The sequence below is a fragment of the Modestobacter sp. SYSU DS0904 genome (assembly GCF_054051115.1).
In genome coordinates this window covers 96,432-120,921 of sequence record NZ_JBJHAQ010000006.1, presented here as the reverse complement: position 1 = coordinate 120,921, position 24,490 = coordinate 96,432, and the positions used below count along the sequence as shown (strand labels likewise).

The window sequence follows — 24,490 nt, the reverse complement described above, 5'->3', positions numbered from 1 at the left end:
CGCCGCGTTGCCTGGCGCGGCCTGATCCGAGGGGGAACACCATGGGCATGATGGACAAGGCCAAGGGCGCGCTGAACAGCGACAAGGGCGAGCAGGTCAGCGACAAGGGCCTGGACAAGGGCGGGCAGTTCGCCGACCAGAAGACCGGCGGCACGCACGACTCGCAGATCGACAAGGGCCGCGACTTCGCCGACGACCGGATCGGCCAGCCCGGCGACGGGAGCTGATCTCCCGGGCCGGCGCCTCCACCGGGCGCCGGCCCCGTCCGGTCGGGCAGGATCGGCGGATGACCCCTGTCGGTGACCAGGACCAGCGCGGCGTCGTCTTCCCGGCCGGCCCGGACGGGCGGCGCAGCACGGCCGCGGTCGGCCGGGCGGTGATCGCCGACGCGCTGCGCCCCGTCGACCCGACCGGGGCGCGCGCCGCCGAGCACGAGACGAACTGGCGGGCCGGCTACCTGGCGCACGTGCGGCGCACGGTGGAGGCGGGTCTGGCCTCGCCCGCGGCGGCGCGCACCGTCGCCGCGGCCGGCCTGGACTCCCTGCACGCCCGGATGCGGGTCGCCGGCCCCGACGGGGAGGCCGAGCTGGGCGCGCTGCGCACCGCCGCCCCCCGCCGGTCGCCGACCACCGTCGAGGTGCGCGGCGAGGCGCAGCCCGAGCGTGAGCTGACCCTGCCCTGGCGCGGGCAGCGGCTGCGCGGGGACGACGTCCGCCGCCGGCTGGACGCCTGGGTGAGCGGTGGGGTGGTGGAGCCCAGCTGCGCCGACGCGGTGCGCACGGTGCTCGACCACCCGGAGTGGCTGGCCCTGCACGGACGCACGGTCGCCGTGCTGGGCGCCGGCGCCGAGATGGGCCCGCTCCCGGCCCTGCTGCGCTGGGGCGCCCAGGTGGCCGCTGTCGACCTGCCCCGCGTGGAGCTGTGGCAGCGGGTGCTGGACACCGCCCAGCGCAGCGCGGGCACCCTGCTCCTGCCGGCCCGGCGCGACCACGCCGACCCGGCCGCCGAGGCCGGGGCCGACCTGGTGGCCGAGGTGCCCGAGGTCGCCGAGTGGCTGCTCGGCCTGCCCGGCAGCCTGGTGCTCGGCAACTACGTCTACGCCGACGGCGCCACCAACGTGCGGGTCTCGACCGCGGTCGACGCGCTCACCGTGCGCCTGCAGCAGCGGCGTCCCGACCTCGCGCTGGCCTTCCTGGCCACTCCCACCGACGTCTTCGCCGTGCCCCGGGACGCGGTGGCGGCGTCGGTGGCGGCGTACGCCGACCGGTCGCGGGCGGCGAAGCTGCTGGGCCGGCCGCTGCGCACCCTGTCGGCGGGCCGGCTGCTGCAGCGCAACCACCTGCCCGGTGCCGACCCGGGGATCAACGACAGCCTGGTGCCGCAGCAGGGCCCCAACTACGCGCTGGCCAAGCGGGTGCAGCGCTGGCGGGCGACCGTCGCCCGCGCCGCCGGGGCCACCGTCTCGCTCAACGTCGCGCCCCCGACGCGCACCCGCTCGGTGCTGAAGAACCGGGCACTGGCCGCCGCCTACGCCGGGGCGCACCGCTTCGGGGTGGAGGTGTTCGACCCGGCGACGTCGAACGTGCTGATGGCCGCGCTGCTGGTGCACGACCTGCACACCGGCGGGGGCCCGGCGCACGCCCACCCGTGGCAGGACGAGGCGTACGCCGCCGCGCACGGCGGGCTGTGGCGCGCGCCGTACGCCCCGCGCAGCGCCCTCGGGCTGGCCGCGGTGCTGGGGGTCGCCGGCGCCCGCGGTTGACCCGAGGCACGGTTCCCGGCGGAGCGGCCGAGCGTGTTCCGATTCCGTCGGCGGGCCGGCGCCCTACGGTCCTGCCATGGAGCCGACCCCCGCGCCCGATGCACCGGCGCGGCCCCGGGCCTGGCTGCGCGACCCGTGGACGGCGCTCCGGGTGGTGCTGGCGGTGGTCTGGCTGGCGGTCGCGGTGGCGGTCGCGCTCACCGGCCAGCGGGCGGCCTCGTTGGACCAGCTGCACCTCGCGATCGTCGACGGGCAGGTGGCGGAGGTCGGGGTGACCGAGGGCCTGCCGCCGGGGTCCACCGGCTCGACGGTCCAGACCGCGGTGTGGCGCCCGGGGCTGGTCACGTACCGCACCGAGGTGTGGGAGGTGAGCCCGGGGGAGCAGCCGCCGGACGGCACCCGCCCGGCGGTCACCGGCGGCCTGGCCGATGAGCTGCGCAGGTACGACCCGGGGCTGCGCATCGTCGCCCAGCCCGAGTGGTGGTCCTGGTCGGAGGTGCTGGGCTGGCGGGTGGCCTCCTGGGTCGGGCCGGTCGCGTTCCTCGGCGCGGCGGGGGTGCTGGTCGTGCTGGTCGGTGGCCCGGTGCCGGCGCGCGCCACCCGCTGGGCCTGGTTCTGGCTGGCCTGGACCCCGGTCGGCCCACCGGCGTTCCTGGCCCTGTCCGGACCGTTCCCCGGGCTGCCGGCGCCCCCGCCCGGGGCCCGCCGGCTGACCGGCGGGTGGGCGTTCCTGCTCAGCCTGCTGCTCGGCTCCGCGTTCTTCTCCAGCAGCGGCTGAGCCGGCCGCAACGGTGCGCTCGGGAACCGTGCAACCTCGCGGGTCCGGGTTCCGTCTCACTGGCATGAACCGAACGGACACCCGAACGGACACCACCCGAACGGACACCAGGTGAGACGAGAACGGGACGAGGCGTTCTCCGCCTTCGTGGCCGGCTCCCGCGGCGACCTGCTGCGCACCGCCACCCTGCTGGCCGCCGGCGACCGGCACCTGGCCGAGGACCTGGTGCAGGTGAGCCTCACCCGGCTCTACCTGGCCTGGCCGCGGCTGCGGGCCCCCGAGGCCCGGTTCGCCTACGCCCGCCGGGTGCTGGTCAACGCCCTCATCGACGAGACCCGGCGGCCCTGGCGCCGGCGGGAGCAGCCCCGCGCGGAGCTGCCCGACGCCCCGGCCCCGGCCGCGGGCGGGCCGGACGACGAGCGGCTGGCCCGGCTGCGGCCGGCGCTGGAGCAGCTGCCCCCGCGGATGCGGGCCGCCGTCGTCTTCCGGCACCTGCACGAGCTGAGCGTCGCCGAGACCGCCGACGTCCTGAACTGCTCGCAGGGCACGGTCAAGAGCCAGACCGCCCGGGGCCTGGACCAGCTCCGCCGGGCGCTGGCCGTCCCGCCGACGGACCCACCGGAGGACGGGCCCCCGCCGTCCCGCCCGGCCCCCGCTTCCGCCCTGACCCCCGCCACGACCTGGAGCGCCCCGTGAACGTGCACGCCCTGCTGACCGACGCCACCGCCGACGTGGACACCGCGGTCCACCCCGACACCGTCCGGGCCGACCTGATCCGCGGGCGCCGGGCGGCCCACCGCCGCCGGCTGCGCCGCGGTGGGGTCGCCGGGCTGGTCATGGCCGGCGCCTTCGCGGGCGCTGTCGCCCTCGGGAGCACCGAGACCCCGGCTGCCCCGCTGGCCGGCCCCGGCGTCGACCGGGTGCTGGAGCCGGGCACGATCCAGCTGGTCGACTACACCGGCGAGCAGCTGGCCGGCTACGCCGTCGACGAGGTGCCGGACGGCTGGGCACTGCTGGACGCCGACGAGTACGCGCTCACCATCGGGCCGTCCGGCGTCCCCGGCACCGACCCGAACAGCTACGTCGGGAAGCTCACCGTGCTGCTCATGTCGCAGGACGAGACGATGCCGGCCGAGGGCACCGAGGTGACGATCGGGTCCACCATCGGCCGCGTGGTCACCGAGGCCGGCCGCGGCGGCAGCGCCGCCCCGTTCGACTTCTCGCTGTTCTACGTCGACCCCGCGTCCGGCCAGCCGGTGCGCATCCAGGTGCCCCCGGCGCTGGGCTGGACGGCGCAGCAGGCCGCCGACTTCGCCACCGGCGTGCACGTCACCACCGCCGCCGAGCGCGGCGTCGGCTGACTCCCCGCCCGGGACCGACCCTGAGCGTGCCGTCCGGGTGCCCTCAGGGTCGGGTCCGGGCAGGTTCAGGGCGCTCCCCGATGTACCGGGAACGGCCCCGCCGACAGGCTTCTGGGCATGACCTCAGCAGGCACTCAGCACCCGCGGTCCCCGCGATGATCGTCGCCCGGGACCTCACGAAGACGTACGGCTCCAGGACGGCTGTCGACGGCGTCAGCTTCACGGTGGAGCCCGGCCGGGTCACCGGCTTCCTCGGCCCGAACGGGGCCGGCAAGTCCACCACGATGCGGATGATGGTCGGCCTGGACCGGCCCACCAGCGGCAGCGTCACCATCGGTGGCCGCAGCTACGCCGACGTCCCCGCCCCGCTCCGCTCGGTCGGCGCGCTGCTGGAGGCCCGGGCGCTGCACCCGGGCCGCAGCGCCCGCAGCCACCTGCGGTGGTTGGCCGCCAGCAACGGCATCCCGGTCAAGCGGGTCGACGAGGTGCTCGACCTGGTCGGGCTCAGCGACGTCGCCGAGCAGCGGGTCGGCCGGTTCTCCCTCGGCATGGGGCAGCGGCTGGGCATCGCCGTGGCGCTGCTCGGCGAGCCGCCGGTCGTCGTCCTCGACGAGCCGGTCAACGGCCTGGACCCCGAGGGCATCCGCTGGGTGCGCAACCTGGCCCGCGAGCTCGCCGGCCAGGGGCGCACCGTGCTGGTCTCCAGCCACCTGATGAGCGAGATGGCGCTGACCGCCGACCACCTCGTCGTGATCGGCCGCGGCCGGGTGATCGCCGACTGCTCGATGACGCAGTTCATCACCGACCACGCCGCCTCCTACGTGCGGGTGCGCGCCCCGCGGCCCGGCGAGGTCGCCGAGCTGCTGGGCCGCTCCGGGCTGGACGTCGAGCGCTCCGGTGACGAGCTGCGGGTGCAGGGGCTGGACCCCGCCGGCATCGGGGACCTGGTCGGCGACGCCGGTCTGGTCCTGCACGAGCTGACCCTCGTCCAGTCCTCGCTGGAGGAGGCCTTCATGACCCTCACCGCCGGCAGCGTCGAGTACGCCGCCGGGCCGGTCGCGACCGCAGGAGCAGTGCGATGAGCCAGACCTCGACCACGATCGACCGCCCGCCGACGGGGGATGTCGTCTCCCTCGACCCCGACCGGCACGTGCCCGGTCGCCGTGACCCCGGCTTCGGTGCGGCGCTGCACGCCGAGTGGCTCAAGTTCTGGTCCGTCCGCTCCACCCGCTGGTCGCTGGGGCTGCTGTTCGCACTCGGCGCCGGGTTCACCACGCTGATCTGCTGGGCGGTGGCCGCGGACCTCGCCGCCGGCGACACGGGGGAGTCCCCGGCGTCCTTCATCACCTGGGGACTGCTCTTCTCCCAGCTCACCGCGATCGCGCTGGGCACGCTGGTGGTCACCAGCGAGTACGGCACCGGGATGATCCGGGCGACGATGACGGCAGTGCCCCGCCGTGGACGGGTGGTGGCGGCGAAGGCGCTGGTCCTCACCGGGGTGCTGTTCGTCGCCGGTGTCGTCACCGCGTTCGTGGGCTACCTGGGTGGCAACTGGTTCCTCGACCGGGAGGGCGTGGGCCTGGCGCTGTCCGATGACGGGGTGCTGCGTGCCCTCATCGGCAACGGGCTCTACCTCGCCGGCCTGGGCGTGCTCGCCCTCGGCGCCGGCTTCCTCATCCGGAACACCGGCGCGGCACTGACCGTGGGCATCGCCCTGGTGCTGATCGTCGGGAACCTGGCCTACGCGCTGCCCGGCACCTGGGGCGAGTGGGTGGCCAAGCTGATGCCCGGCAACGCCGGTGGCTCGGTCGCGCAGGTGGTGCCCTTCACCGGCGGCGCCGTCCTCGCCCCGTGGACCGGGTTCGCGGTCTTCGCCGCGGAGGCGCTGGCGATCCTGGCGGCCGGCTACCTCGTCCTGCGCCGCCGCGACGCCTGAGGAAGGACCCCCGTGCCCCCCGCCACTCGCACGCTCGCGGCGGGACCCTGCACGGGGGCCGACGGCAGTACCCGGGGCCTCTGCGAGGCTCCGGGTACTGCCGCGTTCAGGGGAACAGCCGGGTGACGGCGCGGTCCCATTCGCACACCAGGTCCACCTCGTCCGGGGCGCGCAGCCACTGCTCCTCCAGGCCACCCATCACCGCGAGCAGCTGGCGGGCGGTGGAGCCGGGGTGCTCGACGTGCCCGGTGAGCAGCCGGGTGAAGGTGGCCAGCACCCGGGCGTCCCGGTCGCGGAAGTACCCGTGCGCGGGGTGCCCCTCGTACAGCGACTCGGTGCGCAGCATGGAGTACAGCCGCACGATCTCCGGCTGGGTGGTGTTGCGGACGACGATCGCCCGCAGCACCGCCCGCGTCTCGGCCGGCGAGGAGCCGTCCAGGTCGTCCAGCCCGGCGCCGAGCTCCCCGGCGACGGCGGCGGCGTCCCGGCGGTCCCGGTCCTCCAGCAGCGCCACGAGCAGCCCGTCCTTGGAGCCGACGTGGTGCAGCAGCCCGGCGACGGTCAGCCCGCAGGCCTCGGCGACGGCGGCCACGCTGAACCCGTAGTAGCCGCGCTGCCCGACGATCCGGGTGGCCTCGTCGACGATCTGCCGCCGGCGCTGCTCCGGCGTCCACCGGCTGCCGGGACCGCGGGCCTTGGCCTCCCGCACGGTCAGCCCAGCCGCAGGCTGACCGCCCGGGGGTCGGTGGCGTGCGCGCCGACCTGCAGCTCGACGTCGGTGATCTCGGGCAGCACCCGCTCGTGCCGCTCGTCGTCCCAGCGGGCCAGCGCCAGCCGGCTCACCGGCACCTCGACGGTGACCGACTCCCCGGCGGGGACGGCGACGCTGCGGAAGCCGACCAGCATCCGCTCGCCCGGGTAGCCGCCGGTGCCGGTGCGGCCGTAGACCTGCACGACGTGCCGGCCGTCGCGGCTGCCGGTGTTGGTCACCGTCGCGGTGACCGTCGAGCCGTCCGCCGTCACGTCGCCGATGGTGAACGACGTGTAGGACAGCCCGAAGCCGTGCGGGTACGCGGCCTCGACGCCGAGCCGGTCCAGCAGCCGCTGGCCGTGCCAGCGGTCGTAGGTGATGGCGGTGGCGTCCCGGTCGAAGGCGGGCAGGTGCTCCTCGCTGGTCGGCACGCTGAACGGCAGCCGGCCGGCCGGCTCGGCGGCGCCGGTGAGCACGTCGCCCAGGGCGGGGCCGCCCTCCATGCCGGCGTACCACTGCAGCAGGATCGCCGGCACCTCGTGCCGCCACGTCTCGGTGAGCACGGGCCCGGCGGCGACCATCGCGACGACGGTGCGCGGGTTGGCCGCCGCCGTCGCCCGGATGAGGGCCTCGTGCTCCGGCCGCAGCCGCAGCGAGTCGCGGTCACCGCCGAACCCCTCGCCGGCGGTCATCACCACCTCGTCGCCGGTGGCCCGCACGCCGTCCGGCCGCGGCGGGTACAGCGCCAGCAGGTCCGGGTTGTTCATCGTGTCCGAGCCGACGTACTCGCCCTCGTCCTCGGCGGTGAACCCGGCGATCACGATCGCCACGTCGGCCTGCCGCGCCGCCTCGGCCGCGGCCGCCGGGTCGTCGTCGCCGACCAGGGTGATGCGGGCGCCGGGGAAGGCCGCGGTGATGCCCTCCAGCGGGGTGGTGCTGCTGGGCGGGCGGACGTCGGAGGAGCCGTGGTCGCCCTGGTTGACCTCGGTCGCCAGCCGGCCGACGACCGCGACCGAGGACACCGTCGCGGGGTCCAGCGGCAGCACCGGGGCGCCGTCGACCGGCTCGTTGCGCAGCAGCACCATGGCGCGGGCGGCGACCTCGCGGGCGAGTGCGCGGGCGTCGTCGTCGGCCATCAGCCCGGGGCCGAACTCGCCGTCCTCGCGGGCGGCGTACGAGCGCAGCATCGCCGCGATCATCCGGACGCCGGACCGCTCGACCGCCGCCCAGCTCGTGCTGCCGTCCTCGAGCCGGCCGGGCAGGTGCTGGGCGCGCTGCTGGCGGAACGGCTCCTCCAGGTCGAGCCCGGCCTCCAGCGACGCACCGGCGTCGCGCAGACCCCAGATGAAGTCGCTGACGGTGATCCCGTCCCAGCCCCACTGGTCGCGCAGCACCTCGGTGAGCAGGTGCCGGTTCTGCCCGGCCCACTCGCCGTTGACCGAGTTGTAGGCACTCATGATCGCGGCCACGCCCTCGTCGACGGTGCGCTTGAAGTGCGGCAGGTAGACGTCCTGCAGGGTGGCCTCGTCGATGGTAACGTCGACGGTGAAGCGGGCGTTCTCCATCGAGTTCAGCGCGTAGTGCTTGGCGCAGGCCATCACGTACCGCTGGGTGCCGCGGACCAGCGCCGCACCCATCTCGCCGAGGTGGAACGGGTCGTCGCCGTAGGTCTCCTGCGCCCGGCCCCAGGCGGGGTGGCGCAGCAGGTTGATGCAGACGCCGCCGAAGAAGTTGCCGCCGACGGCGCGCACCTCGCGGCCGATCACCGCACCGACCCGCTCCTCGAGCTCGGGGTCCCAGGTGGCGCCGCGGGCCATGGAGACGGGGAAGGCGGTGCCGTTGCCGGAGACGCAGCCGCGGGGTCCGTCGACGAACTGGGTGCCGGGGATGCCCAGCCGGGCGACGGCGCCGTGCGGGATCGGCACGGTGTTGTAGCCGCCGGTCAGCATCGCCAGGAAGCCGTCCCAGAACTCCCAGTCGCCGTCGAGCAGGCCCAGCCGCTCGTCCGGGGTCAGCTGGTCGAACAGCTGCCGGGCCTCGGCCTGGACGTCGGCCCCGCCGCGGACGGCGGCGACGGCCCGATCGAAGGGGGTGGGCTGGGCGTCGGTGCTCACGGCGTCCTCGCTTACCTAGTGCCTTGTAGGTAGTGCGGACCCTAGCCGCCGTACGCCAGGTTCGCGCGGGGCGGGGAGGGGGCCTGGACGGCGCCCGGACGGGCGCGGGAGGCTGCCGGCCGTGGGACGACGTGCTCACCGTGGTGGTCTCGGCGGGCTGCTACGGCTTCTGCCCGGCGGGGCTGCGCGGGCACCTGGGCACGGTCTGGCCGCTGGTGCTGCTGCACGCGCTCACCGGCTCCATCCAGCTGGCCGGCCCCGGGAACCTGCCCTTCGGCGTCCGGCTGGCCCTGGCCGTGGGACTGGTCGCCTACGGGTGGTGGCTGCTCCGGGTGCTGGACCGCCTCCGGCCGGAGGTCGAGCTCACGGCGGGCCCACCAGCCCGGCGACGATCTCCGCGGAGAGGGTGACCAGCGGCAGCCCGCCGCCGGGGTGCGCCGAGCCGCCGACCAGGAACAACCCCGGCACGGGGGAGGCGTTGCCCGGGCGCAGGAACGCCGCCCGCGCGCCGTTGCTCGACGTCCCGTAGATCGACCCGCCGGGGCTGGCGGTCTCCCGTTCCAGGTCGGCCGGGGTGCGCACCACCCGCCAGCGCACCCGGTCGCGCACGTCGAGCCCGCGGGCGGCCAGCACGTCGAGCACCCGGTCGGCCTGGGCGTCGGCGAGTCCGGGGGCGGTCCAGTCGACGCCGGCACCCGGTTCGTGTCGGGGCGCGTTGACCAGCACGAACCACGACTCGCTGTCGGCATCGGGCCGGGTGGCCGGGTCGTCGGGTGCGCTGACGTAGACGGTCGGGTCCTCGACCGGCCGCTTCGGGCTCTTCCTGCGCCTGCCCCGCCCCCCGAACAGCGCGTCGAACTCGGCGTCGTAGTCGGCCGGGAAGAGCACCGTGTGGTGGGCCAGCCCGGGGGTGCGCCCGCGCAGCGCGAGCAGCAGCACCAGCCCGGACGACGACGGTGTGACCCGGCGCAGCGCGGCCCGGGGGCCGCGGGCCGGGGCGGTGGCGGGCAGCAGCCCGCGGTACAGCGCCGTCGCGTCGGCGTTGCTGACCACCACGTCGGCCGGCACCCGCTCGCCGTCGGGCAGGCGCACGCCGGCCGCCCGGCCGCCCTCGACGAGGACCTCGGTGACGGGGGCGTCGGTGCGCACCACCGCGCCCCGCTCGACGGCCCGCTGCGCGACCGCGTCGACCAGCCGGCGCAGCCCGCCGGGCACGTACCAGGAGCCGAAGGCCTGCTCCGCGTAGGGGACGGTGAGCAGCGCCGCGGGGGCCCGGCGGGGGTCGGAGCCGGAGTAGGTGGCGTAGCGGTCCAGCAGCATCCGCAGCCGCGGGTCGGTCAGGTACCGGCCGCCCAGCCCGCGCAGCGTGCGGCCGGGGGCGATGGTGCGCAGGTCGGCGACGTTCCCGGCCAGCCGCAGCAGCGTGCCCGCCCCGGCCAGCGGGGAGCGCAGGAACGGCTGCTCGGTGGCCCGCCACATCGCCTCGGCCCGGTCCAGCAGGGCGGCCCACTGGGCGCCGGTGCCGGCGCCGAGGGCGGCGTCGAGCGCGTCGGGGACCTGCTCGCGGTTGCCCGGGACGTCGACGGTCGTCCCGTCGGCGAAGCGGTAGGCGACGGCCGGGTCCAGCCGCTGGAGCTCCAGCACGTCGTCGAGCGGGGCGCCGGTGGCGGTGAACAGGTCGCGGAAGACCTGGGGGAGGGTGACCAGGCTGGGGCCGGTGTCGAAGCCGTGCCCGTCCCGCTCGAACCAGCCGAGCTTGCCGCCGACCACCGGGGACTGCTCCAGCACGGTGACCGCGTGGCCGGCCGCGGCGAGCCGGGCCGCGGCCGCCAGCCCGCCGAGCCCGGCGCCGATCACCACCACCCGGGCCACGCGCCCACGGTAGCCGCCGGGCCGGGTGGCCGATGGTCAGAAGTCGGACTCCAGGTGGGCCAGCAGGGTGGCGCCGTCCCAGGTGGGCGGCGGCATGATCCGGCGGATGGTGAGCAGCGGCTGGGCGGGATCGGTCGGGTCGGACAGCTGGAACGCGGCCCGGTAGCCCGCCGACGCGGCGTGGTCCAGGGTGTCCTGGTTCCACACCCCGTGCGGGTAGGCGAGCAGGTCGACCGGGTGGCCGAGGACGTCGGCCAGGGTCTGGCGGGGCTGGTCCACCTGCTCGGCCCACTGGTCGCCGGAGATGCGGTCCATCCGCTGGTGGTCCCAGCTGTGCGCGCCGATCGTCATGCCGGCCGCGTCGAGCTCGCGCAGCTGGTCGTTGCTGAGCCAGTTGGGCTTGTCCAGCACCACCGTCATCGGGAAGAAGGTGGCGGGGTAGCCGAACTGGCTCAGCGCCGGGAGCCCGACGGTGGCGTGGGTGGCGGAGCCGTCGTCGAAGGTGAGCAGCACCGGGCGCTCGGGCAGGCCGGTGCCGAACTGCAGGTGGTCGACGAGCGCCGGGCCGGTCACCGGGGTGTACCCGCCGTCGCGGAGCGCCTGGAGCTGGGCGGTGAGGACCGCGGGCGGGGTGATCATGGTGCGGGCGTAGGCGCTGTCCTCGGCCTGGTGCTCGCGCAGCTGGTGGTAGCAGAGCACCGGGACGGTGGAGCGGGCCAGGATCTCCGCCGCCGTTCCCGGGGTGGGTGGTGGCTCCTCGGTCGGGGTGGGGTCGGCCGAGGGCTCCGACGACGGGGTCGACCGGGCCGGCGACGTCGTCGGCCCGTCCGCGCGCCGCGCCGGCCCGGAGCTGCACCCGGCGAGGGCGAGCGCGGCTCCGGCGGCGAGGAAGTGTCGTCTGTGCACCCGGTGAGCTTGCTGCCCGGCGGGTGGTGGAGGCAACGACCCGCGCCCGGGAGTCGCCATGTCGCCATGTCGACACAGCGACAGGGGGGCTCGGCTCGTCGGGATCGGGCCGCCCGGCCGACCGTTGAGCCGCGTCAGGGCGCGGCTCAACGGTCGCAGCACCGGCTCGACCGCCGGCGCCCGTGGGTCAGCGGTAGACGACGTCGACGGTGCGGAAGGCGCCCAGCTCGTGGTCGGCGACGAAGTGCTCGTGGTCGCGGCGGACCCGGTCGGCGGCCTCCTCGGCGAAGCGCAGGACGTCGTCGACGAACAGGTCGCGCCCGCCGATGGCCTCCAGGATCGCCGGCTCGACGTCGTAGTCGACGTTGCCGGTCTCGTCGGACATCGCGTGCGTGTGGGCCAGCACCCGGCCGCAGATCTCCGCGTACTCCTTCCACTCGCTCGTGGACAGCTCGTCCAGGCTGATGTCGTCCCGGAACGGCGCCCGCTCGCGGACCATGAAGCTCTGGCCGTCGATGTCGGTGCTGCCGTAGAAGACGTCGCCGTTGACCAGGTGCACCCGCTGCGCGTGCCGGATCCGGTCACCCTGCTTGTCGACCTCGTAGCCCGAGGGCGGTACCAGCCCGGCCAGCGCCGATCGGCGGGCGCGCTTGAACTCCAGCAGGAGGTCGTCGGTGCCGTCGTCCTGGACGCCGGCGATCAGCACGTAGTACCGGGTCAGGCCCAGCGAGGCGGTGCCGGCGCCGCGGCGCTCGGCGACGTCCTTCACCCGCATCCGCCCGGCGCGCTCGGGCACCTGCACCTCGTTCTCCGCGACGTAGCGGTCGACGATGCCCTGGAACTCCTCGCGGCGGCTGCGGACCGGCACCAGCTCCTCGTCGGTGCGGAAGCCGCGGCGGGTCTCGTCCAGCAGGTCGCCCAGCCACTCGGCCCGGCTGGTCTCCAGCGTCTCGGAGATCAGGTCGGCGATCAGCGGCGGGGCGTTGTCAAGCCGGAGCTGCTCGGTCTGCTCCCCGCCGTCGGCGGCGTACGAGGCGATCCCGGCGACGTAGCCGCGGACGAACCGACGGGCGATGGCGCGCTGCTTCTTCCGGCTCTTGCCGCTCTTCTCCTCCGCGCCGAGCATGAACCCGACGGCACCGCGCTTGAGATCCCAGGTGAACGGCGCGTAGTAGGCGTCGTCGAAGTCGTTGACGCCGAAGATCGGCACGTTGTCGGCGCTGGGCATCACCCCGAAGTTGCCGGGGTGGACGTCGCCCAGGGCCAGCACCGTGGGCATCCGGGCGTCCTCGCCGACCAGGTCTCGGTAGAAGAGCAGGTTGGTACCGCGGAAGAAGTGGAAGACCGAACCGGCGAGCTTGTCGAACTTGTCCCGGGCCTCCAGGTCGCCGGTGGCGATCCGCTGCTCGTGGTCCTCCCGCACGGTCTCCCGGACGTGCACCCGACGGTCGTTGCCGGCGAGCATCCGCGGGATGAGCACCATCTCGCCGCGCGCCCGGGCCTCGGCCAGCAGGCGGAAGGCATCGACTCGGGACTGGATCTCGCGCCCGCTGTCGCCGCGCACCGTCGTCGCCTCGCCGTCGGGGGCGTCGTCGGCCTCCCCGACGGGCGGGGGCCGCAGGTGGCCGAGCAGCTCCTGCTTGCTCATCGACGAGCGTCCGGGTACGTCCTGCTCCCGCGCGAGTCGGAGCAGGTCGCTGCGGCTGGCGGACTCGAGGTCTGTGTCCATGACCTGCGCGTACCCGGTCACCTCCCCGGCCTCAAACGCCCGTCATCAGGTCGTCAGCAGGACGACATCGCTCAGGGCACGTCCCGGCGGCTGAACAGGACGACGCCGACGCCCACCACGAGCGCGGTGACGACGGTCAGGTAGATGCCGCTCTGCACGTGGGTGATCAGGTACTCAGTCGCCTCCCAGATCACGTTGCCCTGGGCGTCGACCGTCTCGCCCTGGTCGATGAACACCGTCAGCCCGTCCGGGAGCGCCAGCGCCGTCACGTTGTTGGTGAGCAGCCAGGGCTGCCAGGCCGGCCGCAGCGCCCGCACCGCGGTCTCCACCACCAGCACGTAGATGAACGCCGCGCCCAGCGCGGCCCCGGTGTTGCGCACCAGGTTGGTCAGCCCGAAGCCGATCAGCCCGGCGAACAGGGCCAGCAGCACGCCGCGGCCCTGAACGCCGGCGACCTCGGACCAGAAGCCCGCGGGCAGCTCGCGGCCGTCACCGACGAGGGCCTGCCAGGTGCCGGCCATCACCAGCCAGGCGACCTGCGCGACGACGCCGAGCACCACCGCGGCAACGGCGACGACGGCGGCCTTGGCCCCCAGCACGCGCGAGCGGCGGGGCTCCCAGAACAGCAGGTTCGTCATCGACCGGCTGGACCACTCCGCGCCGACGAACGTCGCGCCCAGCAGGAACGCCAGGGCGGCGGCGAGCAGCCCGACGCTGGCCGCGCCCATCGCGCCGTTCTCCGCGAAGGAGAACGGCGGCGGGTCGATGAACCACTCGATCGAGATGTCGGACTCCTGGACCGGGGGGCCGCAGAAGTCCTCCGGGGACATCCCCTCCTCGACCGGCACCTGCTCGAGGCACTCCGCGCGCCCCTCGATCGAGGCCTCGATCTGCTCCTGCCGCTGCTGCTCGGCCGCCGCCAGCCGCTCGGGGTTGGGGGAGGAGTAGTTCAGCAGCCCGACCACCAGCGCGCCGACCCAGACCAGCGCGGCCACGAGCAGCAGCAGCCGGATGAACCGGCGGGCGGTGAACCGCTGGAACTCCGCGCGCAGCAGCCCGCTGAACCGCCCGGCGGGGACGGTCGGCCGGTCGGCCTGCGGCGGCGTGGAGACGGCGCTCATGCCCGCTCCGCCGTCAGCGCGAGGAACGCGCTCTCCAGGTCCACGGTCATCGGGGTCAGCTCCTCCAGCCAGTGTCCGGACCCGGCCAGCAGCCGGGTGACCTCCGCCGGTGCGGCGACCGCGTGCACCAGCAGGCCGCCCTCCGGCGCCGGCTCCACCCGGTAGCCGGCGGCGGTCAGCACCGCAGCGGCGGCCGCGGGGTCGGGTATGCGCACCCGGACGTCGGGGGCGCCCCGGCCGGCCAGCACCTCGTGCACCGGACCGGAGGCGATGCACCGGCCCCGCGCCATGATCGACACCGAGTCGGCGACCTGCTGGATCTCGGTCAGCAGGTGCGAGCTCAGCAGCACCGTCGTGCCCTCCCGGCCCAGCCGCTGGATGAGCTCCCGGACGTCGCGCATGCCCGCGGGGTCCAGGCCGTTGCCCGGCTCGTCGAGCACCAGCAGCTGCGGCGCCTTGAGCAACGCCGCGGCGATCGCCAGGCGCTGCTTCATGCCGAGGGAGTAGCCGCCGAACCGGTCGTCGGCGCGGTCGCGCAGCTCGACCACCTCGAGCACCTCCTCGACCCGGGTGCGGGGCAGCCCGGCGGTCTCGGCCAGCAGCCGCAGGTTCCGCCGCCCGGTGAACCCGGGGAAGAACAGCGGCGTCTCGACCAGCGCGCCGACGCTGCCGATCACCTCGGCCAACCCGCCGGGCACCGGCCGGCCGAGCAGCCGCACCTCGCCGCTGTCGGGGCGGACCAGGCCGAGCGCGATGCGGATCATCGTGGTCTTGCCCGAGCCGTTGGGGCCCAGCAGGCCGTGCACCCCGCCATCACCGACCACCAGGTCCAGTCCGTCCAGGGCGCGCTGCGGCGGCCGCCCGCGCCGGGCGTAGGTCTTGGAGACCGCGTGCATCTCGAGGGCGGGCACCGGGAACTCCTCGGCTCGGGGGACGGGCGGGAGCACCGTGGCACAGCCGGCGACCGGGTGGGGGGTTCCGCGCCGCACCCGGCCGCATCGGCGGTGAGCTGGCAGGCTGCCCGGGTGGTCTCCCTGCCTGCGCTGGCCCACCGGGCCGACGTCGCCGTCCATGTCCTGCTCTCCCGGGTGGCGCGCCGCGCCGGCTGGACCCCGGCCGTGCTGGCGCACCCCGGCTACGGCAGCGACGGCCGGGCGCGGGTGCTCGGCCGGGTGCTGCTGGCCCCGTCGGGCGCCCATCCGGAGGAACGCCGCGCGGTGCCCGGCTGGCAGCGGTTCCTCACCCTGGAGAGCCCGCGCACCGAGGTCACCGTGGAGATCGCAGGGCAGCGCCGCACGGTGGTCAGCGACGACGACGGGCTGCTCGACGCCATCCTGGACCTGCCGCTGCCCGACGCCGGTGCTGTCCCGGTGGTGCTGCGGGCCGGTGGCCGGGAGTCGCACACCGTGGTGCACCTGGCCTCACCGGCGGCCGCGCGCGGGGTGGTCTGCGACATCGACGACACGGTGCTCGTGACCGGGCTCGCCACCCCGCTGCGCGCGGCGTGGCGGACGTTCGTGAGGCCGATGAGCCAGCGGCGGGCGGTGCCGGGGATGGCCGAGCTGTTGCAGGAGCTGACCGCCGGCTCGCCGCACGTGCCGGTCGTCTACCTGAGCAACGGGCCGTGGAACCTGGCCGGTCCGCTGACCCGCTTCCTCGAGCGGGCCGGGTTCCCGCCCGGCGCGCTGCTGCTCACCGACTGGGGTCCGACGCCGGACCGCTGGCTCCGGGACGGGCAGGCGCACAAGCGGTCGTCGCTGCAGCGGGTGGCCGCCGACCTGCCCGGCGTGCGGTGGACCCTGGTCGGCGACACCGGCGAGCACGACCCGGCCCTGTACGAGGAGTTCGCCCGGGCGCAGCCGGCGCGGGTGGCGGCCGTGCTGCTGCGCGACGTGCGCGACACCACGGTCCGCAGGGCGCGGTTCGGGGAGGTGCCGGTGGTCTACGCCCCGGACGGGACGGCGCTGGCCGGCGCCCGGCCGCGCACCGGCTGACGGCCGAACAGCTCCGCCAGGGCTGCGTCGGAGGCGGCCAGCGCCGCGCGGTCGAACGTGCTGCTGGCGGCGACCAGCTCGGCCGCACCGGTGCGCTCCACCAGCGCGGCCAGCCGCTCGGCCACCTGCTCGGCGGTGCCGGCGACCGCCGCGGCGGTGGTCTGCTCGACGTACTGCTGCTGGCGCGCCGTGGGCGTGCGGGCCCGGACGGCCCCCACCGGCTCCAGCGGCGGGAAGACGCCCGTGGTGCGCGCCTGCGCCATCGCCCAGGCCTCGGGCAGCAGCAGGTCCTGCGCCTCGGCCGCCGTCCCGGCGACGACGACGTCGAGGCTGATCGCCACCCGGGGCTCCGGCGCCTGTGCGCTGGACCGGTACTCGTCGCGGTAGCGGGCCAGCGCGGCGCGGCCCGGAGCCGGGTCACCGGCCACCCCGAGCAGCGGGCCGCCGACGATCACCGGGAGGCCGAGCGCGGCGGCCACCTCCAGGCCGCGGCCGGTGGCCAGCACGGTCATCGGCACCTCGGAGGCGGGGCGCGGGTGCGCGGTCACCTCCGCCGTCCCGGTGAGGAAGGCGCGCAGCTCGGCGAGGTCGGCGGCGAAGTCGCCCTCGTCCGCCGAGCGCAGCGCCCGCCGCACCGGGGCGGTGAAGCCCGGGGAGCGGCCCAGCCCCAGGTCGATCCGGCCGGGGGCGAAGGCGCTCAGGGTGGCGAACTGCTCGGCGACGACCAGCGGCTGGTGGTGCGGCAGCATCACCCCGGCCGAGCCGATCCGCAGCCTCGTCGTCCGGCCGGCGATCGCGGCGAGCAGCACCGCGGGTGCGGCGCCGGCCACCCCGGGCACGCCGTGGTGCTCGGCGACGAAGAACCGGTCGTAGCCCAGTCGTTCGGCGGTGGCCGCCCGCTCGACGGTGCCGGTCACGCCGGCTGCGTCGGGCTCCCCGGCGCGGGTCCGGGACCGGTCCAGCAGCGACAGGCCGACGTCGGTCAGCACTGCAGGGCGAGGACGGCCAGGTCGTCCCCGACGTACCGGGAGCCCAGCCGGTGCCGGTCGACGGCGTCCTGCACGGCCGCGACGGTGGCCTCGGCGTTGGACCCGGCGGTGGCCTCCAGCACCCGGAGCAGGCCGCTCTCCTCGAACTGGGCGCCGGTGCCGTCCCGGGCCTCGGTCACCCCGTCGGTGTAGAGGACCATCGTGCTGCCGGGCGGCAGGCCGACGGCCAGCTCGGCGTAGTCGGCATCCGGGCTGACGCCCAGGGGCCGGCCGGCGGTGCCCAGCTCGGTGCAGGCCCCGTCCGGCGCGCGCAGCACGGGCAGCGGGTGCCCGGCCACCGCCAGCCGGGCGGTGGCGGCGTCGGGGCCCGGCCGCACCAGCAGGCAGACGGCGGTCATGAACTGCAGCGGCCCCGGCGTCGCGTCGCGCAGCAGGGCCGCGTTCACCGCCTGGAGCACGGCGGCCGGTCCGGTCGAGGTCGTCGCGGCGGCGCGGGCGGTGTGCCGGGCCAGCGCAGCCGTCGCCGCCGCTCCCGCGCCCTTGCCGCAGACGTCGGCGATCAGCACCATCCAGCTGCCGTCGGGCAGCGGGAGGACGTCGTAGGTGTCGCCCCCGACGAGCAGCCCCTCACCCCCGGGGCGGTAGCGCGCCGCCAGGGCGACGCCGGGGATCGTCGGCAACGACGGGGGCAGCAGGCTGCGCTGCAGCGTGTCGGCGAGCGCGCGGACCTGCGACTCGGCCTGCAGCCGGCCGAGGAACTGCCCGATCTGCCGGCCGGCGGTCGCCAGCACGTCGAGCAGGTCGTCGGGGACCGGCCGGGACTCCCGGGAGAACAGCTCGCAGACCCCCAGCAGGGTGTCCCCGTGCAGCACCGGGAACGCCAGCCCGGTGCGGACGCCGTCGGCTCGGGCGCCGGCCCGCGGCAGGAAGCGGGGGTCGTGCCAGAGGTCCTCGATGACCACGGGTGAGCGCTGCTGCCAGGTGGTGCCCGGCAGCCCCTCGCCGCGGCCGGGCATCAGCGTCCGGGCCTGTGCGGCCAGCTCGGGCACCCCGGTGCCGGGCGCCGACCAGACGCCGCCCAGGCGCAGCCGCGCACGCAGCTCGTCGGGGTGCCAGATGGTGGCGGCGTCCCAGGACAGCTCGGTGCAGAGCGCGGGCAGCAGCTGCTGGAAGGCGGCGTCGGCGTCGGGGGCCTCGGTCAGCGCGGCCGTCACCCGCTGGATGGCCGCGAGGTAGCGGGCCACCTGGAACTGCCGCTCGAGGAAGATGGTGGTGCTCGCATCCCGCAGCATCGCCACGACCAGGGCGCCGTCGGCGTCCTCGCCGTCAGCGGCCAGCCGGGACAGGGTCAGGTCCACCACGACCTCGTGACCGGCCGCGTGCAGCGCCGGCAGCTGGGTGGTGGCCCCGACCAGCTTCCCGGTGCCGGTGGCGGCGTACCGGGCGAAGCCGGTGCCGTGCCCCACCCGCAGCCGCTCGGGCATCAGCACGGTCAGCGGACGGCCGGTGAGGTCCTCGGGGCGGTGCCCCAGCAACGTCTCCACGGCCGGGTTCACGTAGGCGATCCGGCCCTCGCGGTCGGCGACCACGACGGTGTCCGGCAGCGCCGCCAGCAGGGCGGGGCCGGCCAGCCCGGTCGGATCAGCCACCGTGTCCTCTCTCCCGGGGCGGTCAACGCCGCCACCCGGTTCCGCCGAGGGTCCCACACCCGCGGTGACGGGTCCGTTTCGCACCGTTCAGTCACCGGCCCCGGATCAGAATGCGTACCGGATGCGGAGCCAGGGCGCGTGCTCGGCGATCAGCTGCCGCAGCCGCAGCACCGCGGCCCGCTTCACGTCGGCGCGGTAGCGGACGTTGTCCTGGCCGTTCTGGCTGACCTTGGGCTCCTGCAGGTCCGGCCGCCAGAGCAGCTCCTCGGCGCGGGGGTGCCAGCCCAGGTTCACCTCGTGCAGCCCCTCGTTGTGGGTCAGCATGATCACCTCGGCGGCGGCCTGCTCCCGGGCGGCGGCGCCGAGCCCGTCGTCCAGCTGCTGCAGCAGCTCCGTCCAGTCGGTCTCCCAGCCCTCGCGCAGCACGACGGGGGAGAGGTTGAGGTGCACCTCGTAGCCGGCCGCGACGAAGTCGTCGACGGCGGCGATCCGGTCGGCGACCCGGCTGGTGCGCACGTCCAGCGATCGGGAGTCGGGGTCGGGCATGACCGAGAAGCGGATGCGGGTGCGGCCGGCCGGGTCGAGGTCGAGGAGGTCGCGGTTGACGTACTTGGTGGCGAAGGAGGCCTTCGCCGTCGGCAGCTCGCGGAAGGTGGCGACCAGGTCGGCGACGTTGTCGCTGACCACCGCGTCGACCGAGCAGTCGCCGTTCTCGCCGATGTCGTAGACCCAGCTGTCCCGGTCGCACTGGTTCGGCTCGGTCTTCGGACCCTGGCGGGCCACGTGCCGGCGCACCGAGGCGGTGATCTGGTCGATGTTGGTGAAGACGGTGATCGGGTTGGCGTAGCCCTTGCGGCGGGGCACGTAGCAGTAGGCGCAGGCCATCGCGCAGCCGTTGGCGGTGGAGGGCGCGATGAAGTCCGCCGAGCGCCCGTTCGGCCGGGTGGTCAGCGTCTTCTTCACCCCGAGCACCAGCGTCTCGCTCTTGACCCGCACCCAGCGGTCGACGTTCCCGGCGTTGCCGTGCAGCTCGGGCAGCTGCCAGTGCGAGACCACCTCGACCACCTCGGCCCCGGGGAAGCGGGCGAGCACCTGCCGGCCGCGCGGGGAGGCCGCGGCGGCGGGCTCGGCGTAGACCGTGCGGACCTGCAGCAGCCGGTTCTCGACGGGGGTCTCCGGCGGCACCACGTCGTCGAACAAGGTCAGCGCATCGGTCACGCCGGGTGCAGCGCGGGCGCGGGGGGCGCCATTCCGGTGCCCGGTGTGGCGCACCCCCTAGGCTCCTTCGCGCCCCGCCCCCGGACCTGGAGGTCTCCCCGTGCTGGCCAGCATCGGTTACGCCGTCGCCTACACCGCCGTCGGCATCGCGCTGCTGTTCGTCGGCGCGCTCGCCCTCGACCTGCTCACCCCCGGCCGGCTGGCCAAGCACATCTACGAGGAGCGCTCGATCAACGCCGGGGTCGCCCTGGCCGCCGGGTTCCTCGGCCAGGGCGCGATCCTGTTCACCACCATCTGGACCAACGCGACCAGCGGGTTCGGCCGGGCGCTGGCCTACACCGTGGTGTTCGGGCTGCTCGGCGTGCTGCTGCAGGTGCTGGCCTTCCTGCTGCTGGACGTGGTCACCCCCGGCCGGCTGGGCCACCACCTCACCGGGGTGGGGTTCCACCCCGCGAGCCTGGTCTCCGCCGGTGCCACGCTCGCCGTCTCGGCGATCATCGTGGCGTCCATCTGGCCCTGAGCCTCGGTCTGGTCCTGAGCCGGCCGGCGGCCGGTCGTGGTCGCCAGCAGCACCCCGGCGACGACGACGGCGCCGCAGCCGAGCTCCACGACCGAGGTGGCGTCGCCCAGCGCCAGCCAGGAGACGCCGATGCCGACCACGGGCACCAGCATCGAGAACGGCGCGACGGTGCTCGACGGGTGCCGGGCCATCAGTGCGGCCCAGATCGCGGATCCGAGCAGGGTGGCCAGCACGACGGTGTAGAGCAGCCCGGCCAGGGCGAGCAGCCCCTGGGTCGTGCCCAGCGTGGTGAACGACCGGGCGATCGCCGCCGGCCCCTCGGCCATCAGGGAGACCGCGAGCATCGGCAGCGGGGGCACCACGCTCATCCAGAGGGTCAGCTTCAGCGGCTCGGACGTCCGCGCCTGCCGGGTGCACAGGTTGCCCAGCGCCCAGCCCAGCCCGCCGCAGAGGGTGAGCAGCACCGGGAGCAGCAGCGCCGCGCCGCCGACCTCGGCCCGGTAGAGCGCGATGCCGCCGAGCCCGGCGACCGCGACGCCGATGCCGGTCAGCTGGCGGGCGGTGAGCCGCTCGTGCAGCAGCAGGCCGGCCAGCAGCACGGTGAACGGCGCCGAGGACTGCAGCACCAGCGAGGCCAGGCCGGTCGGCATCCCGGTGTCCATCGCCAGGTACAGGAAGAGGAACTGCAGGACGCCGAAGCCGGTGCCGTAGCCGATCAACCAGCGCAGCGGGACGGCGGGCCGCGGCACGAACAGCAGGGTCGGGACGGCGAGGACGGCGAAGCGGAGGGCGACCAGGGCGAAGGGCGGGAACTGCTCCAGCGACAGGTGGATGGCGGTGAAGTTCACGCCCCACAGCACGGCGACGAGGCAGGCGAGCAGGCGGTCGCGGGGAGGCACGGGGTGAGCCTGCCCGCGACCGCCGTGCAACTCCAGTGAAGAGATGTTGACGGTTCGTTCAGACTTGCTGCATGGACCTGCGATCGCTGGAGACCCTGCGCGCCGTCCGCAGCCGGGGCGGGGTCACCGCGGCCGCCGCGGTGCTGCACCTGACGCCGTCGGCGGTCTCGCAGCAGCTGGCCGCGCTCACCGCGGAGCTGGGCGTGCCGCTGACCGAGCGGGTGGGCCGCGGCCTGCGGCTCACCCCGGCGGGGGCCGCGCTGGCCGACGCCGCCGTCGACGTCGCCGAGGCGGTCGAGCGGGCCCGCGCGGCCTGCCAGGCGTTCACCGAGCGGCCCGTCGGGACGGTGCGGGTCTCCGCGTTCCAGAGCGCCGCCCAGCTGCTGTTCCCCCGGCTGCTCGGTGCCGGCGCGGCGCTGGACGGGATCACCCTGGAGTGCGCCGACGAGGACGTGGCGCTCGCCGACTACCCCGACCTCGCCGACCGCTTCGACGTGGTGGTCGCCCACCGGCCCGACGGTGCCGCCGACTGGGGCAGCGGGGTGCGGGTCGTGCCCCTGTTCCGCGAGCCGCTGGACGTCGCGGTCGGGGCGGGGCACCCGCTGGCCGGCCGGTCCGCCGTCGCCCCGGAGGAGCTGGCGGGCGAGCCGTGGATCACCGTGCGCGAGGGCTTCCCCGTGGCACCGGTGCTGGCGGCGGTGGCCGCCCGGTCCGGGTCCGCCCCGCACGTCGCGCACCGGATCAACGACTTCGCGGTGGCCTCGGCGATGGTCGCCGCCGGGCACGGCATCTCGCTGCTGCCCCGGCACACCACCGCCCCGGTGCCCGGTCTGCGGCTGCTGCCGCTGACCGGGGTGCCGGCCGGACGGCGGGTCGAGGCGCTGCTGCGCCCGGACCGGGCCGAGCGGCGGGTGGTGGTCCGGGTGCTCGAGGTGCTGCGCGGGATCGCCGCGGAGATCGACCGCACCGCGGGCTGACCCGGACCGGGTGGCTCAGCCGGCGACCCGGTCGGCCAGCTGCTTGGCCTGCACCAGGGACAGCGCGGGCTCGGCGCGGCGCAGCGCCACGACGGCGGCCACCCCCTCCGGTGAGCCCGCCTCGGCGATCACCCGGCGGGCCCACGCCTCGTCGACGTGGTCGGGCACCGGGGCGGGGACGGCGGAGCTGCGGCGGAACCACCACAGCCAGTGCGCGGTGAGCAGGGCGAAGACCACCGCCCACAGCGCGTTGCCGGCCACCGCGGAGGCGACCGCCGCGGCGCCCGAGGCCACCGCCAGCAGCAGCGGCACCCAACGGTGGACGAGCGGGGACTCCAGGAACCTGGTCAGGGTCTGCGGCACGCGCGGCATGGTGCCAGCCCCCGGCCGCCGGTGGGGCGCCCTGGTGCGCGGGGTGGCGGCGGGTCACCTGCCGGGGTGGGGTGGGGACGGGGGAGGCTCCGACCTCGACGACTTCAAGGCGGTCAACGACGAGCGGGGCCACGCCGCCGGCGACGAGCTGCTGTGCACCGTGGCCGACAGCGGGCGGCGAGCTCCCGCGTCCCGCTGTCGGTCGGCCTCGCCGAGCACCGGGCGGGGGAGCCGCCGTCGCACCTGATGCGCCGCGCGGACGCCGCGCTCCACCGGGCCGAGGAGGCCGGCCGGGGCCGCAGCGAGCTCGACGGCTGAACCGCCGGCGCGACTCAGCCGCGGGAGCGGAGCACGTCCGCGTAGACCTCGACGGTCTGCGCGGCGATCGCCGGCCAGCCGAACTCCGCCAGCACACGCTCCCGGCCGGCCGCGCCCATCGCGGCGGCTCGGTCGGGGTCGGCCAGCAGCTCGGCCATCCGCGCCGCCAGCCCGGTGGCGAACTCGGCCGGGCGCTCGGCGTCGTAGGGCACCAGCAGCCCGGTGCGGCCGTCGTCGACGACCTCGGGGATGCCGCCGACGGCGCTGGCCACGACCGCGGTGCCGCAGGCGGCCGCCTCCAGGTTCACGATGCCCAGCGGCTCGTAGACCGACGGGACGACGAACACCGTCGCGCCGGTGATCAGCGGCACCAGCTGGTCACGCGGCACCATCTGCTCGATCCAGACCACGCCGCTGCGCCGCTGCTGCAGCTCGGCGACGGCGTCGGCGACCTGCTGCCGCTCGGCCGGGGTGTCCGGCGCGCCGGCGCAGAGCACCAGACCGGCCTCGGGCGGCAGCTGCTCGGCCGCGGCCAGCAGGTGCATCAGCCCCTTCTGCCGGGTGATCCGGCCGACGAACAGCGCGTACGGCCGGTCCGGGTCGACCCCGAGCGAGCGGACCAGGTCGGGGTCCCGCACCGGCCGGTAGGCCTGCGAGTCGACCCCGTTGCCCACCACGACGACCTTCGCCGGGTCGAGGTCGGGGTAGACGTCGAGCACGTCGGCCCGCATGCCCCGGCTGACCGCGATGACCGCGTCGGCGGAGGCGTAGGCGGTGCGCTCGACCCAGGAGGAGAGCCGGTAGCCGCCACCGAGCTGGTCGGCCTTCCACGGCCGCCGCGGCTCCAGCGAGTGGGCGGTGACCACGTGGGCGCTGCCGTGCACCAGCTGCGCCAGGTGGCCGGCGTGGTTGGCGTACCAGGTGTGCGAGTGCACCAGGTCGGCCCCGCTCACGGCGGCGGCGATCTCGACGTCGATCCCGACGGCCTGCAGCGCGCCGTTGGCGGACTGCAGGGCGGCCGGCACGCCGTGGCCGGTCGCGTCCGCCCGGGGGCCGCCGAAGCAGTGGACGTCGAGCTCGGGCCCCTGGTCGAGCCCGCGGAGCGCGGCGACGAGGTGCTCGACGTGCACCCCGGCCCCTCCGTAGACGTCCGGCGGCCATTCCCGGGTGATCACTCCGACGCGCACGCAGCTCACCCTAGGTGGTGAACGGCGCGGGAGATGG

At 75.8% G+C, this 24,490-nt stretch carries 24 protein-coding genes and 2 pseudogenes; 13 read left to right on the top strand and 13 right to left on the bottom strand.

Features of this window, described 5'->3' with window-relative positions:
• The first annotated feature begins 50 nt into the window (after positions 1–50).
• The 7 genes from ACI79U_RS06225 to ACI79U_RS06195 all read left to right on the top strand — a co-directional run bounded on the left by ACI79U_RS06225 (position 51) and on the right by ACI79U_RS06195 (position 5,837).
• Positions 51–227, top strand: a complete 177-nt coding sequence (locus ACI79U_RS06225; RefSeq protein ID WP_457066018.1) for an antitoxin — start codon at positions 51–53, stop codon at positions 225–227.
• A 59-nt stretch (positions 228–286) separates the two neighbouring features.
• Positions 287–1,762 carry a hypothetical protein gene (locus ACI79U_RS06220; protein WP_457066020.1) on the top strand — a complete coding sequence of 492 codons (1,476 nt, stop codon included), beginning with the start codon at positions 287–289 and terminating at the stop codon, positions 1,760–1,762.
• Positions 1,763–1,838: 76 nt separating this feature from the next.
• A complete protein-coding gene (locus tag ACI79U_RS06215; RefSeq protein ID WP_457066022.1) occupies positions 1,839–2,540 on the top strand; it encodes a hypothetical protein in 702 nt (233 codons plus the stop codon).
• 111 nt (positions 2,541–2,651) lie between these two features.
• The gene (locus tag ACI79U_RS06210) at positions 2,652–3,236 is read left to right on the top strand and encodes a SigE family RNA polymerase sigma factor (protein WP_457066024.1); all 585 of its coding nucleotides are present in this window, start codon (positions 2,652–2,654) and stop codon (positions 3,234–3,236) included.
• Entirely contained in the window at positions 3,233–3,901 is a 669-nt protein-coding gene (locus ACI79U_RS06205; protein WP_457066026.1) for a hypothetical protein, read from the top strand. Before ACI79U_RS06210 ends, ACI79U_RS06205 begins: the two co-directional genes overlap by 4 nt.
• 155 nt (positions 3,902–4,056) lie before the next feature.
• A complete protein-coding gene (locus tag ACI79U_RS06200; protein ID WP_457066028.1) occupies positions 4,057–4,983 on the top strand; it encodes an ABC transporter ATP-binding protein in 927 nt (308 codons plus the stop codon).
• Positions 4,980–5,837 (top strand): ABC transporter permease, encoded by an 858-nt coding sequence (locus ACI79U_RS06195; RefSeq protein WP_457066030.1) that lies wholly within the window; start codon positions 4,980–4,982, stop codon positions 5,835–5,837. The genes ACI79U_RS06200 and ACI79U_RS06195 overlap by 4 nt, the downstream gene beginning before the upstream one ends.
• Positions 5,838–5,943: 106 nt before the next feature.
• On the opposite strand, the gene ACI79U_RS06190 is transcribed toward ACI79U_RS06195, so the two are convergent.
• Both ACI79U_RS06190 and ACI79U_RS06185 read right to left on the bottom strand, forming a co-directional pair.
• A complete protein-coding gene (locus ACI79U_RS06190) occupies positions 5,944–6,546 on the bottom strand; it encodes a TetR/AcrR family transcriptional regulator (RefSeq protein WP_457066032.1) in 603 nt (200 codons plus the stop codon).
• A 2-nt stretch (positions 6,547–6,548) separates the two neighbouring features.
• The gene (locus tag ACI79U_RS06185) at positions 6,549–8,702 is read right to left on the bottom strand and encodes a beta-glucosidase (RefSeq protein ID WP_457066034.1); all 2,154 of its coding nucleotides are present in this window, start codon (positions 8,700–8,702) and stop codon (positions 6,549–6,551) included.
• A gap of 131 nt (positions 8,703–8,833) precedes the next feature.
• On the opposite strand from ACI79U_RS06185, the gene ACI79U_RS06180 reads away from it, so the two are divergent.
• A complete protein-coding gene (locus tag ACI79U_RS06180; RefSeq protein ID WP_457072612.1) occupies positions 8,834–9,112 on the top strand; it encodes a hypothetical protein in 279 nt (92 codons plus the stop codon).
• On the opposite strand, the gene ACI79U_RS06175 is transcribed toward ACI79U_RS06180, so the two are convergent.
• The 5 genes from ACI79U_RS06175 to ACI79U_RS06155 form a co-directional block, all read right to left on the bottom strand.
• Positions 9,066–10,574 (bottom strand): phytoene desaturase family protein, encoded by a 1,509-nt coding sequence (locus ACI79U_RS06175; RefSeq protein ID WP_457066038.1) that lies wholly within the window; start codon positions 10,572–10,574, stop codon positions 9,066–9,068. The genes ACI79U_RS06180 and ACI79U_RS06175 overlap by 47 nt on opposite strands.
• Before the next feature lie 36 nt (positions 10,575–10,610).
• Complete coding sequence (locus ACI79U_RS06170) at positions 10,611–11,480, bottom strand: polysaccharide deacetylase family protein (protein ID WP_457066040.1); 870 nt, start codon at positions 11,478–11,480, stop codon at positions 10,611–10,613.
• 187 nt (positions 11,481–11,667) lie between these two features.
• Positions 11,668–13,209 (bottom strand): DUF2252 family protein, encoded by a 1,542-nt coding sequence (locus tag ACI79U_RS06165; protein ID WP_457066042.1) that lies wholly within the window; start codon positions 13,207–13,209, stop codon positions 11,668–11,670.
• Positions 13,210–13,280: 71 nt separating this feature from the next.
• Positions 13,281–14,330 (bottom strand): ABC transporter permease subunit, encoded by a 1,050-nt coding sequence (locus ACI79U_RS06160; RefSeq protein WP_457066044.1) that lies wholly within the window; start codon positions 14,328–14,330, stop codon positions 13,281–13,283.
• Entirely contained in the window at positions 14,327–15,241 is a 915-nt protein-coding gene (locus tag ACI79U_RS06155) for an ABC transporter ATP-binding protein (RefSeq protein WP_457066046.1), read from the bottom strand. Before ACI79U_RS06155 ends, ACI79U_RS06160 begins: the two co-directional genes overlap by 4 nt.
• A gap of 114 nt (positions 15,242–15,355) precedes the next feature.
• Between ACI79U_RS06155 and ACI79U_RS06150 the strand changes: the two genes are divergently transcribed.
• Positions 15,356–16,324, top strand: a complete 969-nt coding sequence (locus tag ACI79U_RS06150) for an App1 family protein (protein WP_457066048.1) — start codon at positions 15,356–15,358, stop codon at positions 16,322–16,324.
• Here ACI79U_RS06150 and ACI79U_RS06145 read toward each other — a convergent pair.
• From ACI79U_RS06145 to ACI79U_RS06135, 3 genes are all read right to left on the bottom strand, one after another.
• Positions 16,273–17,313, bottom strand: coding sequence for an MsnO8 family LLM class oxidoreductase (locus ACI79U_RS06145; RefSeq protein WP_457066050.1), 1,041 nt, complete (start codon positions 17,311–17,313; stop codon positions 16,273–16,275). The two genes, ACI79U_RS06150 and ACI79U_RS06145, sit on opposite strands and share 52 nt — an antisense overlap.
• Positions 17,307–18,962: a SpoIIE family protein phosphatase gene (locus ACI79U_RS06140; RefSeq protein WP_457066052.1), complete on the bottom strand. Its 1,656-nt coding sequence runs from the start codon at positions 18,960–18,962 to the stop codon at positions 17,307–17,309. Before ACI79U_RS06140 ends, ACI79U_RS06145 begins: the two co-directional genes overlap by 7 nt.
• Before the next feature lie 105 nt (positions 18,963–19,067).
• Complete coding sequence (locus tag ACI79U_RS06135) at positions 19,068–20,180, bottom strand: spore photoproduct lyase family protein (RefSeq protein ID WP_457066054.1); 1,113 nt, start codon at positions 20,178–20,180, stop codon at positions 19,068–19,070.
• Positions 20,181–20,280: 100 nt separating this feature from the next.
• Between ACI79U_RS06135 and ACI79U_RS06130 the strand changes: the two genes are divergently transcribed.
• Positions 20,281–20,700, top strand: a complete 420-nt coding sequence (locus ACI79U_RS06130; RefSeq protein WP_457066056.1) for a DUF350 domain-containing protein — start codon at positions 20,281–20,283, stop codon at positions 20,698–20,700.
• Positions 20,701–20,750: 50 nt separating this feature from the next.
• On the opposite strand, the pseudogene ACI79U_RS06125 reads toward ACI79U_RS06130, so the two are convergent.
• Positions 20,751–21,599, bottom strand: a pseudogene (locus tag ACI79U_RS06125) (EamA family transporter); the annotation flags it as partial.
• 71 nt (positions 21,600–21,670) lie between these two features.
• On the opposite strand from ACI79U_RS06125, the gene ACI79U_RS06120 reads away from it, so the two are divergent.
• The gene (locus ACI79U_RS06120) at positions 21,671–22,576 is read left to right on the top strand and encodes a LysR family transcriptional regulator (RefSeq protein WP_457066058.1); all 906 of its coding nucleotides are present in this window, start codon (positions 21,671–21,673) and stop codon (positions 22,574–22,576) included.
• Positions 22,577–22,591: 15 nt separating this feature from the next.
• Here the strand turns inward: ACI79U_RS06120 and ACI79U_RS06115 are convergent, their stop codons facing one another.
• Positions 22,592–22,939 carry a hypothetical protein gene (locus tag ACI79U_RS06115; protein WP_457066060.1) on the bottom strand — a complete coding sequence of 116 codons (348 nt, stop codon included), beginning with the start codon at positions 22,937–22,939 and terminating at the stop codon, positions 22,592–22,594.
• A gap of 7 nt (positions 22,940–22,946) precedes the next feature.
• On the opposite strand from ACI79U_RS06115, the pseudogene ACI79U_RS06110 reads away from it, so the two are divergent.
• Together ACI79U_RS06110 and ACI79U_RS06105 are read left to right on the top strand one after the other, a co-directional pair.
• Positions 22,947–23,081: pseudogene (locus ACI79U_RS06110) on the top strand (hypothetical protein); the annotation flags it as partial.
• Positions 23,082–23,101: 20 nt separating this feature from the next.
• Positions 23,102–23,266: a hypothetical protein gene (locus ACI79U_RS06105; protein ID WP_457066267.1), complete on the top strand. Its 165-nt coding sequence runs from the start codon at positions 23,102–23,104 to the stop codon at positions 23,264–23,266.
• 14 nt (positions 23,267–23,280) lie between these two features.
• On the opposite strand, the gene glgA is transcribed toward ACI79U_RS06105, so the two are convergent.
• A complete protein-coding gene (glgA, locus tag ACI79U_RS06100) occupies positions 23,281–24,453 on the bottom strand; it encodes a glycogen synthase (protein ID WP_457066062.1) in 1,173 nt (390 codons plus the stop codon).
• Between the last annotated feature and the right edge of the window lie 37 nt (positions 24,454–24,490).